A 14,152-nucleotide genomic window follows, 5' to 3' on the forward strand; every position below is an offset into this window, starting at 1 on the left:
GCCGACGGTGTCGTTGGGTGGTGCCGAGCCGACGGCGCTTCTGGGTGGTGCGGAGCCCACGTGGCCCCTCGGCGTCACCGGGGTCGCGGGCGCGACCGAGGCCGGGCGCACCACGGCGGCTACGGCCGGCGCGCGTACCGGTGGGGAGCGCTCGCCGCGCCGACCGCCGGAGCCGGCGGGGAGTTGCGGTTCGGCCCCGGCGTGCCGGTCGCCCCGCCGCCGGCTCCGGCCTGGCCGACGCCCCCGCCGCCACGACGCAGGTCCGCCTGGCGGCGCCTGGTCTCGGTGTTGTCCACCCTGCTCACCCTCGTCCTGCTCGCCGCGGTCGGGCTCTGGATCTGGCAGCGACTCAGCCCGCTGGAGATCGTCGAGGTCAGCGTGGCCGTGCCGCGTCCCGCCGACGAGCGGTGCGACGTCAGCGTCGACGTGGTCGCCGCCGTGCGGACCAACGGCCGGGCGGGCGTCATCGAGTACCAGTGGTTGCGGTCCGGCAGCGCCCCCGGTGCCCTGCTCACCGAGCGGGTCGGTTGGGGTCAACGCACCGTCGAGCTGACCCTGCGCTGGTCGTTCGGCGGGGTCGGCAGCACCACCGAGACCGCGACGGTGAACATCGTCTCCCCGTCACCGGCACAGGCGACAACCGAGGTCAGCTACGCCTGCCCCGGCTGAGGCGGATGGTTTCTGCCGGGGACCACGGGGGTAGGTCGGGCCGGACGAACACCGAACACCAGCCTCTGGAGGACCATCCCATGCGAGACAACTTCGGCGACGCGGTGGGGGACACCCTCCGTGCGATACTTCTCTTCCTACCCAAGGCACTCGCCTTCGTGGCGATCCTGGTCGCCGGCTGGCTGATCGCCAAGGCGGCCCTGAAGATCGTCGACCGGCTGCTCGAACGGGTCGGCTTCGACCGCGCGGTCGAGCGCGGCGGGATCCGCCGGGCACTGGCCCGGTCGCGCTACGACGCCAGCGACATCGTCGCCCGGCTCGCCTACTACGGGATCCTGCTGCTCACCCTCTACCTGGCGTTCGGGATCTGGGGGCCGAACCCGATCTCCGACCTGATCGCCGGGGTCATCGCCTGGCTGCCGCGCGCCTTCGTCGCGATCGTCATCGTGGTGGTCGCCGCCGCCATCGCCAGTGCGGTGAAGGACATCATCTCCGGTGCCCTCGGCGGCCTGTCCTACGGGCGGCTGCTGGCCACCGTCGCCTCGGCGTTCATCCTGGGCCTCGGCATCATCGCCGCGCTCAACCAGATCGGCGTAGCCACGGCCGTGACCACCCCGGTGCTGGTCGCCGTGCTGGCGACCGTCGGCGGCATCCTCGTGGTCGGCGTCGGCGGCGGGCTGATCCGGCCGATGCAGGGCCGGTGGGAGTCCTGGCTGGCCCGCGCCGAGCAGGAGTCGCGGACGATCGCCGAGCATGCCCGCGCCTACTCGGCAGATCGCCGTGACCGCGAGGAGCCTCCCGCCGACCCGGTCGCCGCACCGGCTGCCGCCGCGCCCAGCTTCGGCGCACCGGCGTCCACCGGGCCGGCCGGACAGCCGCCGGCCGCCACGAGCGGCGAACGGGGCGGCGACCCGGGTCGGCCAGCTCGTCGGACGACGACCCGGAGGCCACCCAGGTCGTCACCCCGCCCGGCACCGACGCCGGCACCACCACGCCGCTGCCGCGCGATACGGAGACCACGCAGACGCAGGTCACCTCGCCCGCTCCGGCGGTGCCCGCGCAGCGTGGCTCCGACGACAGCGAGTCGACGGTGATCCTGCCGCGGGCCGACGAACAGCGCTGACCCTCCCGCCGGGGCAGGGCCGGCCGGCCCCGCCCCGGCGTCTCCGGCGTGGCACACCACCGTGCCGCCGACTAGCATCACCACCATGACCTGGCGACATTGATGCGTCATCCGAGGCCGTGGGCCGCCTGCGGTCGCCGTACACCCGGCGTCCGTCAGCCGTACCACCCGAAAGGTCTCGATGACCCCGACCTCGACGCGGGCTCGCCGCCTGGCCGGCACGCTCTACGCATACGCCTTCCTCACCGATTTGGTCCTGCTCTACCCGGTTTACGCGCTGCTGTTCGCCGACACCGGGCTGTCGGTCGGGCAGATCTCGTCACTGTTCGTGATCTGGTCACTGGCCGGCATCGTGCTGGAGGTGCCCTCCGGCGCGTGGGCCGACGCGACCTCCCGGCGGCGGATGCTCTGCCTCGCACCGCTGTGCACCGCCGGCGGCTTCGCACTCTGGACGCTCGTGCCGTCCTACCCCGCGTTCGCCGTCGGGTTCGTCCTCTGGGGAGCCGGCGGTGCGCTCGCCTCCGGCGCACTGGAGGCGCTGGTCTTCGACGAGCTGGACCACCTCGGCACCGCCGACCGGTACGCCCGGGTGATCGGCCGGGCGCGGACCGCCGGCACCGTCGGTGTGCTGGCCGCGATCGTGCTGGCCAGCCCGGTGCTCGGGTCCGCCGGCTATTTGGGGTCGGCGCGGCCAGTGTCGCGGCCTGCCTGCTCGCCGCCGCCGTCGCCACCCGTCTCCCCGAACACCGCCCCGGTGCCGAGGCGGACATCGTCACCGCCCACGTCGAGTCGTCCGGCGCGGGACGGGCGGCGAGCCCGACCGGCACCGCCGGCAGCCAGCCGGACGACCCTGCCGGGGTCGACGGGCTCGGTTGGTGGCAGGGCCTGCGGGCGGGAGTCGCCGAGGCCCGCGGTGACCGAGCGGTACGCGCGGCCGTGCTGCTCGTCGCTGCGGTCACCGCCGTCTGGGGAGCCTTGGACGAGTACACCCCGCTGCTGGCCCGGGACACCGGGGTCGCCCTGGCAACGGTGCCGCTGCTGCTCCTGATCGTCACCGTCGGGCAGGTCGCCGGCGGCCTGCTCGCCCCCGTCGGCGAGCGGCTACGCACGCCCGGTTACGCGGTGCTGCTGGCCGGCTCGGCACTGGCCCTGGCCGGCGGCGCGCTACTGGGGCATCCGGCCGGGTTCCTGCTGGTGGCGGCGGCCTTCTGCGGTCTCCAACTCGCCTCGGTGCTGGCCGACGCGCGCCTACAGGCCCGGATCGGCGGACCCGCTCGGGCCACCGTCACCTCGTTGGCCGGGATGGCCACCGACCTGACCGTCATCGCGGCCTACGCCGGCTACGGCCTGGTCGCCACGGTGGCCGGCAATCCGGTGGCGTTCGCGGTCGCCGCCGGGGCGTACCTGCTGGTCGCGGTGGCGCTGGTGATCCGCTCGGCATCCGACCGGACACCGTCCGAGCCGGTGACGCGGACGCCGGCGGCGCGGGCCGGCAGGTGACGGTGGTCAGCCCTGGTCGGCGCCCAGGTAGACCCAGCGGCCCTCCTCGCGGACGAAGCGGCTGCGCTCGGTCAGCGTGCCCGGATCACGGCCCTCGCGGTAGTGGGCGCGGAACTCGACGGTGCCGATGCGGTCGAGGAGGCCACCGCGGTCGGTGCCGAGGATCTCCAGCCCGGTCCAGCGTCGGGCGGTGCCGAGGAGCAACCGGGGCGGCCGGGTGCGGGGGTGCCAGCTGCGCAGCAGGTAGCCGGGTCGCCGACGGCGGAGGCCGCGTACCGGGAACGCATCAGCGCCTCGGCCGTCGGCGCGTCGGCCTCGCCCCGGTGCAACCGTCCGCAGCAGTCCGCGTAGGGCAGGCCCGGCGGTCAGACACCCGCAGCGGGCGGTGCGCGCTCACGGCGTCCGGGTGGCGAAGACGATGACGTTGTCGACGTATCCGCCGCTGTCCCGGTCGAAGCGGCCACCACAGGTGACCAGGCGAAGCCCGGCCGCGCCGCTCGGGCCGTAGACCAGGTCGGTGGGGAAGCGGTCCTTCGGGTACGCTCGCACGGCGTCCACGGTGAAGCGCACCAGGCTGGCGTCTTTCCGGGCGATGTGGACGGTGTCGCCGGGGCGCAACCTCCCCAGGTCGAAGAAGACGGCCGGCCCGCTACGGGTGTCCACGTGACCCACCAGGACCGCGTTGCCGGTCTCGCCGGGGCTGACTCCTGGCCGGTACCAGCCCGCGACGCCCGGCCGGTCCAGCGGTGGCACCTCCAGCGCCCCGGCGTCGTCGGCGGCGACGGCGACGAGCGGTGCGGCCACGCCGATGGTCGGGATCCGCAGCTCGACGGGGACGGCGCGGGGCAACGGCGGCAGGCCCGGTGTGGTCTCCGCCCGATGCGGAACGCCGGAGGGCTGCGGCGGCCGGGCCGGCAGGCGCGTGATCCCCGTACCCATCAGCACGACGCCGGCCACGGCGAGCAGCGCGACCAGGATGCGGCCCAGGCGGTGCGCCCACACGGAAACCTCCGATCGCCGGTGGTGCGCGACTGGGCGGCGGCTGCCGGCCCGTCCTCCGGGCCACCTCGGGTGCCCGCACCGTGCACGGCACGGGCACCCGTCGCAGGATGGCTGGATGCAGTGTGGCTACGGTCAGAGCGTCGCGGCGGTGGCCGCGTGGCGTCGCCGCCGGGTCAGGATGACGGTGCCCCCGAGCGCGGTGGTGAGCAGCGTGGCACCGGCGGCCAGGGTGCCGATGCCGTCGTCGCCGTCGCGGCCCCGGCCTCGGCGCCGCCGATCGGGGTGACGGTGAAGGTCGCGCTGCCGTCGGGCGTGCCGTCGCCGCAGGTGGCCGCCACCGTGTACGTGCCGAGAGTGAATCCGGCGGTGAACAGTTCGGCGCTCAACCCGCCACCGGTGGCGGCCGTGGTCGAGCGGACGTTCTGGTCGCGGTCGGGCCCGGTGACCCGGAAGAGCGCGTCGCCGGCCTTCGGGTTGCAGGTGGTGGCCGTGAGCACGACGGTTCCGCCCACCGGTGTGGTCGACGGCGACACGGTCGTCTCGGCGAGCGCGGCGCCCGGCAGCAGCAGCGCGCCGAGGGCGATGCCGCCCGCCGCCGGTACGAGAATCTTGGTTGCCTTCATACGCGTGTTCCCTCACTTTTCGTCCGCTGACTGCATGGGACGTCGCTCGGGTGGCCAACTCCGTGACTAGCACCGGTGTGCCCAACACTAGGTGGGGTTGGACCCCCGATCCGGTGAAAATGAGAAATCCTCGTTGCCGTCCCGTGTCCACCCGAGAGACGGAGGCGTCGCCGAAGCGCCGGCACGGGTCCACCGGGGGCGTTGTCCGGCTCGGCTCTTTCTGCCAACCGGCCGGGCTGCCGGGTTGCCGGGTTGCCGATGTGGCAGCGTGACCGGATGAGTTCCGTGCCGGTCGACGTCGACCTCGCCCTGGTCGGTGGGGGTGGTGCCGCGTCGCTGGTGCTGGCCGCGTTGGCCCGCCATGGCGGGTGCGATGTGCGGATCGCCGTCGTCGACCCGGTGCGCCGGCGTGGCCAGGACCGGACGTGGGCCTTCTGGGACCACCCGGGCAACGACCTGGACGACCTGCTGAGCGCGAGCTGGTCGCGGGTCGAGGTGATCACCGCGGGTACGCACCGGGCGCTGGAACTCGCCCCACTGCGGTACGCGATGCTGCGCTCGGGCCCGATCTACGCGCGGGCCGCCGACGCGGAGCGGCGCCTCGGCGTGATCCGGATCGTCGCTGGTGTCGAGGCTCTCGACGACGACGGCGACCGGGTGCTCGTGCGTACCGGTTCCGGGACACCGGTGCTGCGGGCCCGTTGGGTGCTGGACTCCCGGCCCCGGCCACCACACCGGCCCGGGCGGACGAACTGGTTGCAGCACTTCCGGGGCTGGTGGCTGGCGGCCGACCGGCCGGTCTTCGATCCGGGACGGGCCGTCCTGATGGACTTCCGCACCCCGCAGCCGGCCCGGGGTGTCTCGTTCGGCTACGTGCTGCCGGTCGACAGCCGCTACGCGCTCGTCGAGTACACCGAGTTCTCGCCCGGCCTGCTCAGCGGGCCGGCGTACGACACGGCGTTGGCCGGCTACCGGGATCTGCTCGGCCTCGACCCGGCCCGGCTGACCGTCGCCGAGGTCGAGAACGGCGTGATCCCGATGACCGACGGTCCGTTCGTCGCCCGTCCCTCACCTCGGGTGGTACGCCTCGGCACGGCCGGCGGCGCCACCCGCCCGTCGACCGGCTTCACCTTCTCCGCGATGCACCGGCAGGCCGAGCAGGTCGCCCGGGCGGTGGCCGCCGGACGGCCGCCGGTGCCGGCGCCCGCGTACCCCGCCGGCACCGTTGGATGGACGCGGTCGCCCTGCGGGCGCTGGACCGCGACCTGGTCGATGGCCCGGAGTTCTTCGGCCGGCTGTTCGACCGCAATCCGGCGCAGCGGGTGCTGCGCTTTCTGGACGGCGGCACCGGCGTGGCCGAGGACCTGGCGGTGATGCGCTCCACGCCGATGCTGCCGATGCTCACCGCCGGTGTGGCCGACGCCGCCGGCCGGCTCGGCGACCGTCTCGCACCGGCGCGCCGTCCGGTCTGGACGGTGCCACCACCCGTCGTCGGCCCCGAGCCTCCGGCCGTCGAGCGGCCCCACCGCTGAGCCGCACCGCCATCCGGTGCCGGACTCGGCCCGATCCCTGCCTCGACCCCCGACCCCGCCGACCGCCCAACCCTGCCGGCCGGCCGGGTGCCGGCGGGCCCGGCGGGCTTCGGTAGGTTTGCCGCATGGTGGACGAGGTGGCCGGCCCGGTGGTGGAGATCTGGACCGACGGCGCGTGCAGCGGCAACCCCGGCCCGGGCGGCTGGGGCGCGGTGCTGCGCTACGGGGCCCACGAGCGCGAACTGCGCGGCGGGGAGGCGGACCCGACCACCAACAACCGGATGGAGCTGACCGCCGCCATCGAGGCGCTGGAGAGCCTGACCCGTCCGGCCACGGTCGAGTTGCACACCGACAGCACGTACGTGCGCAACGGCATCACCGGTTGGTTGGCGTCCTGGAAACGCAACGGCTGGCGGACCGCGGCGAAGCAGCCGGTCAAGAACGCCGACCTGTGGCAGCGGCTCGAGGCGGCGGGCGCCCGCCACCGGATCACCTGGCTGTGGGTGAAGGGGCATAACGGGCATCCGGAGAACGAGCGGGCCGACGCGCTGGCCAACCAGGGGATGAACGAGGCGCGGGCCGGGGCCCGACGAGGCGTATCGAATCGATGACGGTGCAACAGGTGTATTGCCTGTGGTGATCGCCTCTGACATATTCCTGCGTGGACGCTGCCAGCGACGGTTGCCAATCCGGACGCCGCGCTGCGGTGACGCTGCATGCCGGAGGAAACCTCGTGAAGCGTAGACGTCGCCATCTGCTCGTAGGTCTGGCGGTCGGTGCCCTGGTGGCCTCGACCGGTCTGGTCGGAATCCACTACGCCGGCGCCGAGGTGCCGGCGCCCGTCGCGGTCGGCGGGGAGATGCCCGACGCCCTCGGCGCCCATCTGGAGCGGCTGCGCCGGGCCGTCCCCGGTGACGGCGGCATGTCGCCCGACGGGCCCGGCGGCGCCGCGCAGCAGGCATTCCTGGAGCGCGCCTACCCCGCCGACGCGATCACCATCGCCCAACTGGACCGGTCGAAGGCGGCCTTCACCGCGGCCGACCGGCGGTTCAGGGGCGGCCGGCAGTGGACCAACGTCGGCCCCAGCGAGGCGCTCTACCCGTTCACCGAGTACCGCAACGCCTTCAACTACGTGCCCAACGAGTACGTCGCGGGTGGCCGGGTCACCTCGATCGACATCAGCCCGGACTGCAACAAGCTGCTCTGCCGGGCGTACGTCACCCCGGCCGGTGGCGGCGTCTGGGGCACCCTGAACATTCTCGCCGCCACGCCCAAGTGGTTCTACCTCGGCGGCCCGCTGGGCATCAACGCCGCCGGCGCGGTGACGATCGACCGCAACGACCGCACCGGCCTGACCATCTACGTCGGCACCGGCGAGGCCAACACCTGCGGCTCCGGCTGTGTCGCCGGCGTCGGCCTGTACCGGTCGACCAACGGCGGCCTGACCTGGTCCGGCCCGCTCGGCAAGAACGTCCTCGCCGGCAAGGGCATCGGTGAGATCACCATCAAGCCCGGTGACCCGAAGACGCTCTACGTGGCCACCACCACCGCCCTGCGCGGCATGTCCAGCTCCTGCTGCGGCGGTGTCACCCGGCCGGTGCCGGACGCCGAGAAGTGGGGCCTCTACAAGTCCACCAACGGCGGCAAGAGCTGGAAGTTCATCCACAACGGCTCGGCCGACGCCACGGCCTGCACCGGCAGCACCGCCGAGTACAACAACGCGGCCAGTTGCTCACCGCGCGGGGTACGCCAGGTCAAGCTCGACCCGCGCGACGCCAACATCGTCTACGCCTCCTCGTACGCCCGGGGCGTGTGGCGCTCGTCGGACGCCGGTGCGACCTGGACCCAGATCAAGCCGTCGCTCAACGCCGCGATGTTCCAGACCCGGGCGGCGATCGACGTGACCGCGCTGCCGGGCGGCAAGACCCGGATGTACGTCTACGAGGGCAACACCGGCAACCCGTACTCGCGGCTGTTCCGCAGCGACGACGTGGCCACCGGCGGCCCGACGTTCACCGACCTGACCAGCTCCAACCCGGCCGACCCCGGCTTCGCCACCTACAACCAGTGCACCGGCCAGTGCTGGTACGACGTGTTCGTGCACACCCCGCAGGGGCACCCGGACATCGTCTACACCGGCGGCTCCTACGTCTACGGCGAGACGATCGCCCACAAGCGGGGTGTCGTCCTCTCCACCGACGCCGGGGTCAGCGGCACCGACATGACGTACGACGGCACCGACGAGTTGCACCCCAACGGCCTGCACCCCGACCAGCACGACCTGGTCACCAACCCGCGCAACCCGTACCAGTTCTTCGAGGCCAGCGACGGCGGGGTGATGCGATCGAGCGGCACCCTCGTCGACCGGTCGGGCTGGTGCGACAACCCGGACCGCAGGCTGACCACCCAGACGCAGCGGGATCGCTGCCGGCAGATGCTGTCGAAGATCCCGTCCAAGCTGGAGGGCGTGAACAAGGGGATGAACACGCTACAGTTCATCAGCCTGTCGGCCAGCCCGCACGACGTGAACCTGCTCCAGGGCGGCACCCAGGACAACGGCACCTGGGAGAACAAGGGTCAACGCCAGCGCTGGGTCAACACGATGATCGGTGACGGTGGCGCCTCCGGCTGGGACGTCGCCCGCCCCGAGTTCCGGTTCCACACCTACTACGACGTCACGCCCGAGGTGAGCTTCGCCGGCGGCGACATCGCCAGCTGGATCTGGACGGCCGACCCGATCTACGGCCAGCCGGGCAACCTGTTCTACGCCCCGGTGATCAGCGACCCGAAGGTCAGCGGCACCATGTTCGCCGGCACCGGCCTGTCGGTCTACCGCACCAAGACCTTCGGCCTGGGCGACCGCAGCCTGGCCGAGGCCGACCGGATCTGCAACACCTGGGTCGGCACCTTCGAGGAGGACTGCGGTGACTGGGAGCCGCTGGGCACCACCAACCTGACCGGCGCCGGGTGGGGCGACCGGGCCGGTGGGGCCGTTTCGGTGGTCCAGCGGGTCGATTCCGACAGCTCCACCGCGTGGGCGGCCACCAGCACCGGCCGGGTCTTCGTCACCCGCAACGCCGATGCCGAGCCGGCCGCCGCGGTGACCTGGACCCGGGTCGACACCGCCGCCACGCCGAACCGCTTCGTCACCAGCGTCCACATCGACCCGGCCGACCCGGCCCGGGCGTGGATCTCCTACAGCGGCTACGGCTCCAACACCCCGACCACCCTGGGGCACGCGTTCGAGGTGAAGGCCACGGGCGGCGGGGCGACCTGGACCGACCGGTCGTACGACTTCGGCGACCAGCCGATCACCGACCTGGTCCGCGACGACGTCACCGGTGACCTGTACGCCTCCACCGACTTCGGCGTGCTGCTGCTGCCGAAGGGCAAGAAGTCCTGGACCAAGGCGGCTCGCGGGATGCCGAACGTCGAGGTCGCCGGACTGACCATCGTGCCCGGCGAGCGGGTCCTCTACGCCGCCTCGCACGGGCTCGGCGCCTGGAAACTCACCCTGAGGTAGGAACGCGATCATCGGCATCACACCGGCGAGGGCCGCACCCGCGGCCCTCGCCGCTGCCCGAGCGCGCGGCCCGGCTGTGGCGCACGCTCGGCGCGGCCTTCGTCGTCCTGGTCTTCGTGCCGCCACTGCTGCTGCTGGTCTCCGGCTCCCTCACCGAGCCCGGCCTGCCACCGTCGCCGACACCGCAGCTGGTGCCGGATCCGCTCTCCACCGCGGGCTACGAGCGTGCCCTCGACCTCGGCGGACTGCTGCGCGCCTCGCTGAACTCGGTGCTGGTCGCCGTCCTGGCGGTGCCGCTGAGCGTGCTGGTCGCCTCGCTGGCCGGGTTCGCGCTGGCCCGGCTGGCGCCGCGCACCACCGCCGTCGTGGTAGCGGCCTCACTGGTGGCGCTCATGGTGCCGGCGACCGCGCTGCTCGTGCCGCGCTTCACGATCTTCCGGTTCCTCGGGCTGACCGACACCCTCGTACCGCTTGTCGCGCCGGCGCTGCTGGGCACCTCGCCGCTCTACGTCCTGGTCTACTACCTGGCCTTCCGGGCGTTACCGGGCGAGTTGTACGACGCCTGTCTGGTGGCGGACCTGACCCCGCTGCGCACCTGGTGGCGGGTCGCGCTGCCGCTGGTGCGGCCGGTGACCGCCGGGCTCACCGCGCTCACCTTCGTGCTCACCTGGTCGAACTTCCTCGACCCGCTGGTCTACCTCTACGACCGTGACCTGTTCACCCTGCCGTTGGCGCTGCGTTCGCTGTCGCTGCTCGACCCCACCAACTTCCCGGTCTTCCTGGCCGGTGCGGTGATCGCCACGGTTCCCGCGCTGGTGGTCTTCGCCCTGGCCCAGCGGCGTTTTCTGCACCACCATGACTGAACCGCGACATCTGATTCAGAGGAATGATCCATTGTGAAACCGAAGCCGCTGCTCGCCCTCGCGCTGGGCGCCCTGCTCGCGGTCACCGGCTGCGGCTCCGGTGGCGGGTCCTCGTCGGCCGATCCGGTCAAGCTGCTGGTGTTCGGCGCGCCGGAGGAGTTGGCCGCGTACCGGACGCTGATCGAGGCGTACGAGAACGCCCGGCCGGGCGAGCGGGTCCAGCTGATCGAGGCCAGCGACCGCAAGGACCTGCTGGCCCGGCTGGCCACCTCGGTCGCCGGCGGCGCGCCACCGGACCTGTTCCTGATGAACTACCGCTTCTACGGCCAGTTCGCCGCGAAGGGCGTGGTGGAGCCGCTGGATGAGCGGATCGCCGCGTCCTCGGTGCTGGACCCGGCCGACTACTACCCGGTGGCGATGGCGGCGTTCACGTGGGACGGCGCGCAGCTGTGCCTGCCGCAGAACGTCTCCAGCCTCGCCGTCTACTACAACCGCACCCTGTTCACCAGGCACGGCGTGCCCGAGCCGACGGCCGGCTGGACCTGGAACGACCTGGTCGGCACCGCCACCCTGATGACCCGCGACGAGCGGGGTCTGGTCATCAAGGGCACCGAGGCGGAGGGCGCGGCCCGGCTGCCCGCCGTGCACGGGCTCGGCGTGGAGCCGTCCATCATCCGGCTGGCCCCGCTGGTCTGGTCCAACGGCGGTGAGATCGTCGACGACCCGGAGAAGCCGACCCGGCTGACGCTGGACAGCCCGCCGGCGCGCGAGGTGCTGCGGAACCTGGTCGACCTGCGGCTGGCGTACGGGGTGGTGCCGAGCGACGCGGAGGTGGAGGCGGAGGACGACGAGTCCCGCTTCCTCAACGGCCGGCTGGCCATGCTGATGACCTCCCGCCGGGCCACCACCAACTTCCGCACCATCACCGGCTTCGAGTGGGACGTCGCCCCGCTGCCGGTGTACCGGCAGCCGGTCGGTGTGCTGCACTCGGACGCGTACTGCCTGACCCGGGGGTCGAAGAACAAGGACGCCGCCTGGCGGTTCATGGAGTACGCGATGGACGAGGAGGGGCAGCGGATCATCGCCGCGACCGGGCGTACGGTGCCGTCGCACGTCGAGGTGTCCCGCTCACCGGCGTTCCTGGACCCGGACCGGCCGCCCCGCAACTCGAAGGTCTTCCTCGACGCCATCCCCACCGTCCGGGCGCTGCCCACCGTCTCCACCTGGCCGGAGATCGAGGATCTCAGCTACGGCATCCTGGAGAACGCCATGCACCGCGGCGACCGGCTCGACGACGTCATCCGGGAGCTGGACACGAAGAGCCGGCCGATGTTCGCCCGTGGGGAGAACGGGTGAGCGACGGGCTGGTGCTCGACGGCGTCAGCGCCGCCTACCGCGACACCACCGTGCTGCACGAGGTGCGGCTGAGCGTCGAGCGCGGCGAGCTGCTGGTGGTGCTCGGCCCCTCCGGCGCCGGCAAGTCGACGGTGCTGCGGGTGGTGGCCGGGTTGGAACCGGCCACCGCCGGCCGGGTCCGCATCGCCGGTCGGGACGTCACCGACCAGCGGCCCGGGCGGCGCAACGTGTCGATGGTCTTCCAGTCGTACGCACTGTTCCCGCACCTGACCGTGGTGGAGAACATCGCCTTCGGACTCGAGGTACGCGACACCCCGCGCGGCGAGGCCCGCCGGCGGGCGCGGGCGGCGGCCGAGACGGTGGGCTGCGCCGGTCTGCTGGACCGGCGACCGGGCCAACTCTCCGGCGGCGAGCGCCAGCGGGTGGCCCTGGCCCGGGCGCTGGTCCGCGAGCCGGACGTCTTCCTGCTCGACGAGCCGCTGTCCAACCTGGACCTGGCGCTGCGCGTCGAGATGCGGGCGGAACTGCGGGCGCTGCACGACCGGATCGGCGCGACCATGGTGCACGTCACCCACGACCAGACCGAGGCGTTGGTGCTCGCCGACCGGATCGCGGTGCTGCGGGACGGCCGGGTCGAGCAGGTGGGCACGCCGGACGAGATCTGGCGTACCCCGGCGAGCACCTTCGTGGCCCGGTTCGTCGGGTCGCCGGCGATGAACCTGCTCCCGGCCGACGGCGTGTTGCGGCCCAGCGGCGACGGGCCGGAACTGCCGGACGTGCCGCTGGAGATCGGCTTCCGCCCGGAGGCGGTCACCCTCGACGTCGCCGAGGGCACCACGGCCGTTGTCGACCGGGTCGAGGTGATCGGCGAGGACGCCTACGCCTATCTCACCCTCGCCGCCGGGCAGCCGGTGGTCGCCCGGGTGCCGGCCGCCCGCCGCCCCGCGCGGGACGCGACGGTACGGCTCGACGTGCGCTGGGCGGACGTCCACCTGTTCCACGCCGCGTCCGGCCGCCGGGTGCGCCCGTGACGGACCCGCGTTCGCGGCGGCAGTTGACGCTGATGCTGGCGCCCTACCTGGTCGGTCTGGTGGGCCTGGTGCTGCTGCCGGCGCTGGTCACCCTGGGCATGGCCTTCACCGAGTACGACCTGCTGCGCCCGCCGACCTGGGCCGGGCTGGAGAACTTCACTGCCCTGCTCGACGACCCGATCTTCCGGGTCGCGTTGCTCAACTCGGTGGTGTTCGCCCTGGTTGCCGTCCCGTTGCGGGTGCTGCTGGCGCTCGGCCTGGCACTGCTGCTGCACCGGCGGGCCCGCGGCGTCGGCACTGCCCGCACCGCCGCGCTGCTGCCCACCGCCGTGCCGGAGATCGCCTACGGCCTGCTCTGGTTGTGGCTGTTCAACCCGTTGTACGGCCCGATCAACCAGCTGTTGCGCGTCGGCGGGGAGCACGGGCTGACCGTGCTGGGGCGGACTCCGCCGCAGTGGCTGACCGACCCGACCAGTGCCCGCGCGGGGATCATCCTGATGAGCCTGTTCACCATGGGGGAGACCTTCGTGGTGCTGCTGGCTGCCCGGCGGGCGCTGCCCCGTGACGTGTACGAGATGGCCGCCGTCGAGGACGCCACCGGCTGGGACGTCGTCCGCCGGATCACCCTGCCGCTGATGGCGCCGGTGCTGGGGCTGCTGGCGGTGCGTGACGCCGTGGCCAGCCTGCACTTCACCTTCGTGCCGGCGTTCGTGGTGACCGACGGCGGCCCGCCACCGTACGCCACCACCTATCTGTCCCTGTTCGTCTACCAGACCGGCTTCGAGTACCTGCGCTACGGTTACGCGGCGGCGGCGACCCTGGTGATGATGCTGCTGACCGGCGTGGCGGTGCTGGCGCAGTGGCGCCTGATCCGCCGATACCGCCGCTTCTACCGGCTGTGACGCCGGCATCCGCCGCGGTCGGCGCCGG

Annotated in this window: 11 protein-coding genes and 2 pseudogenes; 10 read left to right on the forward strand and 3 right to left on the reverse strand. The window is 73.0% G+C overall.

Annotation, left to right across the window (positions count from 1 at the left end):
• Positions 1-60 precede the first annotated feature (60 nt).
• The 3 genes and pseudogenes from KIF24_RS13680 to KIF24_RS13690 all read left to right on the forward strand — a co-directional run bounded on the left by KIF24_RS13680 (position 61) and on the right by KIF24_RS13690 (position 3,292).
• A complete protein-coding gene (locus tag KIF24_RS13680) occupies positions 61-669 on the forward strand; it encodes a hypothetical protein (RefSeq protein ID WP_230415580.1) in 609 nt (202 codons plus the stop codon).
• 80 nt (positions 670-749) lie between these two features.
• On the forward strand, positions 750-1,763 hold the full coding sequence (locus tag KIF24_RS13685) for a mechanosensitive ion channel family protein (RefSeq protein WP_407939919.1): 1,014 nt from the start codon (positions 750-752) through the stop codon (positions 1,761-1,763).
• A gap of 210 nt (positions 1,764-1,973) precedes the next feature.
• Positions 1,974-3,292, forward strand: a pseudogene (locus KIF24_RS13690) (MFS transporter).
• A gap of 6 nt (positions 3,293-3,298) precedes the next feature.
• On the opposite strand, the gene KIF24_RS34485 reads toward KIF24_RS13690, so the two are convergent.
• The 3 genes from KIF24_RS34485 to KIF24_RS13705 all read right to left on the reverse strand — a co-directional run bounded on the left by KIF24_RS34485 (position 3,299) and on the right by KIF24_RS13705 (position 4,917).
• Positions 3,299-3,496, reverse strand: coding sequence for a YchJ family metal-binding protein (locus KIF24_RS34485; RefSeq protein WP_331461118.1), 198 nt, complete (start codon positions 3,494-3,496; stop codon positions 3,299-3,301).
• A gap of 189 nt (positions 3,497-3,685) precedes the next feature.
• On the reverse strand, positions 3,686-4,294 hold the full coding sequence (locus KIF24_RS13700) for a class F sortase (RefSeq protein ID WP_331461119.1): 609 nt from the start codon (positions 4,292-4,294) through the stop codon (positions 3,686-3,688).
• A 173-nt stretch (positions 4,295-4,467) separates the two neighbouring features.
• Positions 4,468-4,917 (reverse strand): hypothetical protein, encoded by a 450-nt coding sequence (locus tag KIF24_RS13705; RefSeq protein WP_230415582.1) that lies wholly within the window; start codon positions 4,915-4,917, stop codon positions 4,468-4,470.
• A 258-nt stretch (positions 4,918-5,175) separates the two neighbouring features.
• Between KIF24_RS13705 and KIF24_RS13710 the strand changes: the two are divergent.
• The 7 genes and pseudogenes from KIF24_RS13710 (at position 5,176) to KIF24_RS13740 (ending at position 14,124) form a co-directional block, all read left to right on the forward strand.
• A pseudogene (locus KIF24_RS13710) lies at positions 5,176-6,449 on the forward strand (lycopene cyclase family protein).
• A 125-nt stretch (positions 6,450-6,574) separates the two neighbouring features.
• Entirely contained in the window at positions 6,575-7,060 is a 486-nt protein-coding gene (rnhA, locus tag KIF24_RS13715; RefSeq protein WP_221084369.1) for a ribonuclease HI, read from the forward strand.
• Positions 7,061-7,182: 122 nt separating this feature from the next.
• Complete coding sequence (locus KIF24_RS13720) at positions 7,183-9,972, forward strand: beta propeller repeat protein (protein ID WP_221084370.1); 2,790 nt, start codon at positions 7,183-7,185, stop codon at positions 9,970-9,972.
• A 53-nt stretch (positions 9,973-10,025) separates the two neighbouring features.
• A complete protein-coding gene (locus KIF24_RS13725) occupies positions 10,026-10,835 on the forward strand; it encodes a carbohydrate ABC transporter permease (protein ID WP_221087338.1) in 810 nt (269 codons plus the stop codon).
• Positions 10,836-10,865: 30 nt separating this feature from the next.
• Positions 10,866-12,191 carry an ABC transporter substrate-binding protein gene (locus tag KIF24_RS13730; protein WP_221087339.1) on the forward strand — a complete coding sequence of 442 codons (1,326 nt, stop codon included), beginning with the start codon at positions 10,866-10,868 and terminating at the stop codon, positions 12,189-12,191.
• On the forward strand, positions 12,188-13,222 hold the full coding sequence (locus tag KIF24_RS13735; protein ID WP_221084371.1) for an ABC transporter ATP-binding protein: 1,035 nt from the start codon (positions 12,188-12,190) through the stop codon (positions 13,220-13,222). Before KIF24_RS13730 ends, KIF24_RS13735 begins: the two co-directional genes overlap by 4 nt.
• Before the next feature lie 32 nt (positions 13,223-13,254).
• Positions 13,255-14,124 carry a carbohydrate ABC transporter permease gene (locus KIF24_RS13740; RefSeq protein WP_221087340.1) on the forward strand — a complete coding sequence of 290 codons (870 nt, stop codon included), beginning with the start codon at positions 13,255-13,257 and terminating at the stop codon, positions 14,122-14,124.
• The last annotated feature ends 28 nt before the right edge of the window (positions 14,125-14,152 follow it).

This window comes from Micromonospora tarapacensis (genome assembly GCF_019697375.1).
Lineage (GTDB): Bacteria > Actinomycetota > Actinomycetes > Mycobacteriales > Micromonosporaceae > Micromonospora > Micromonospora tarapacensis.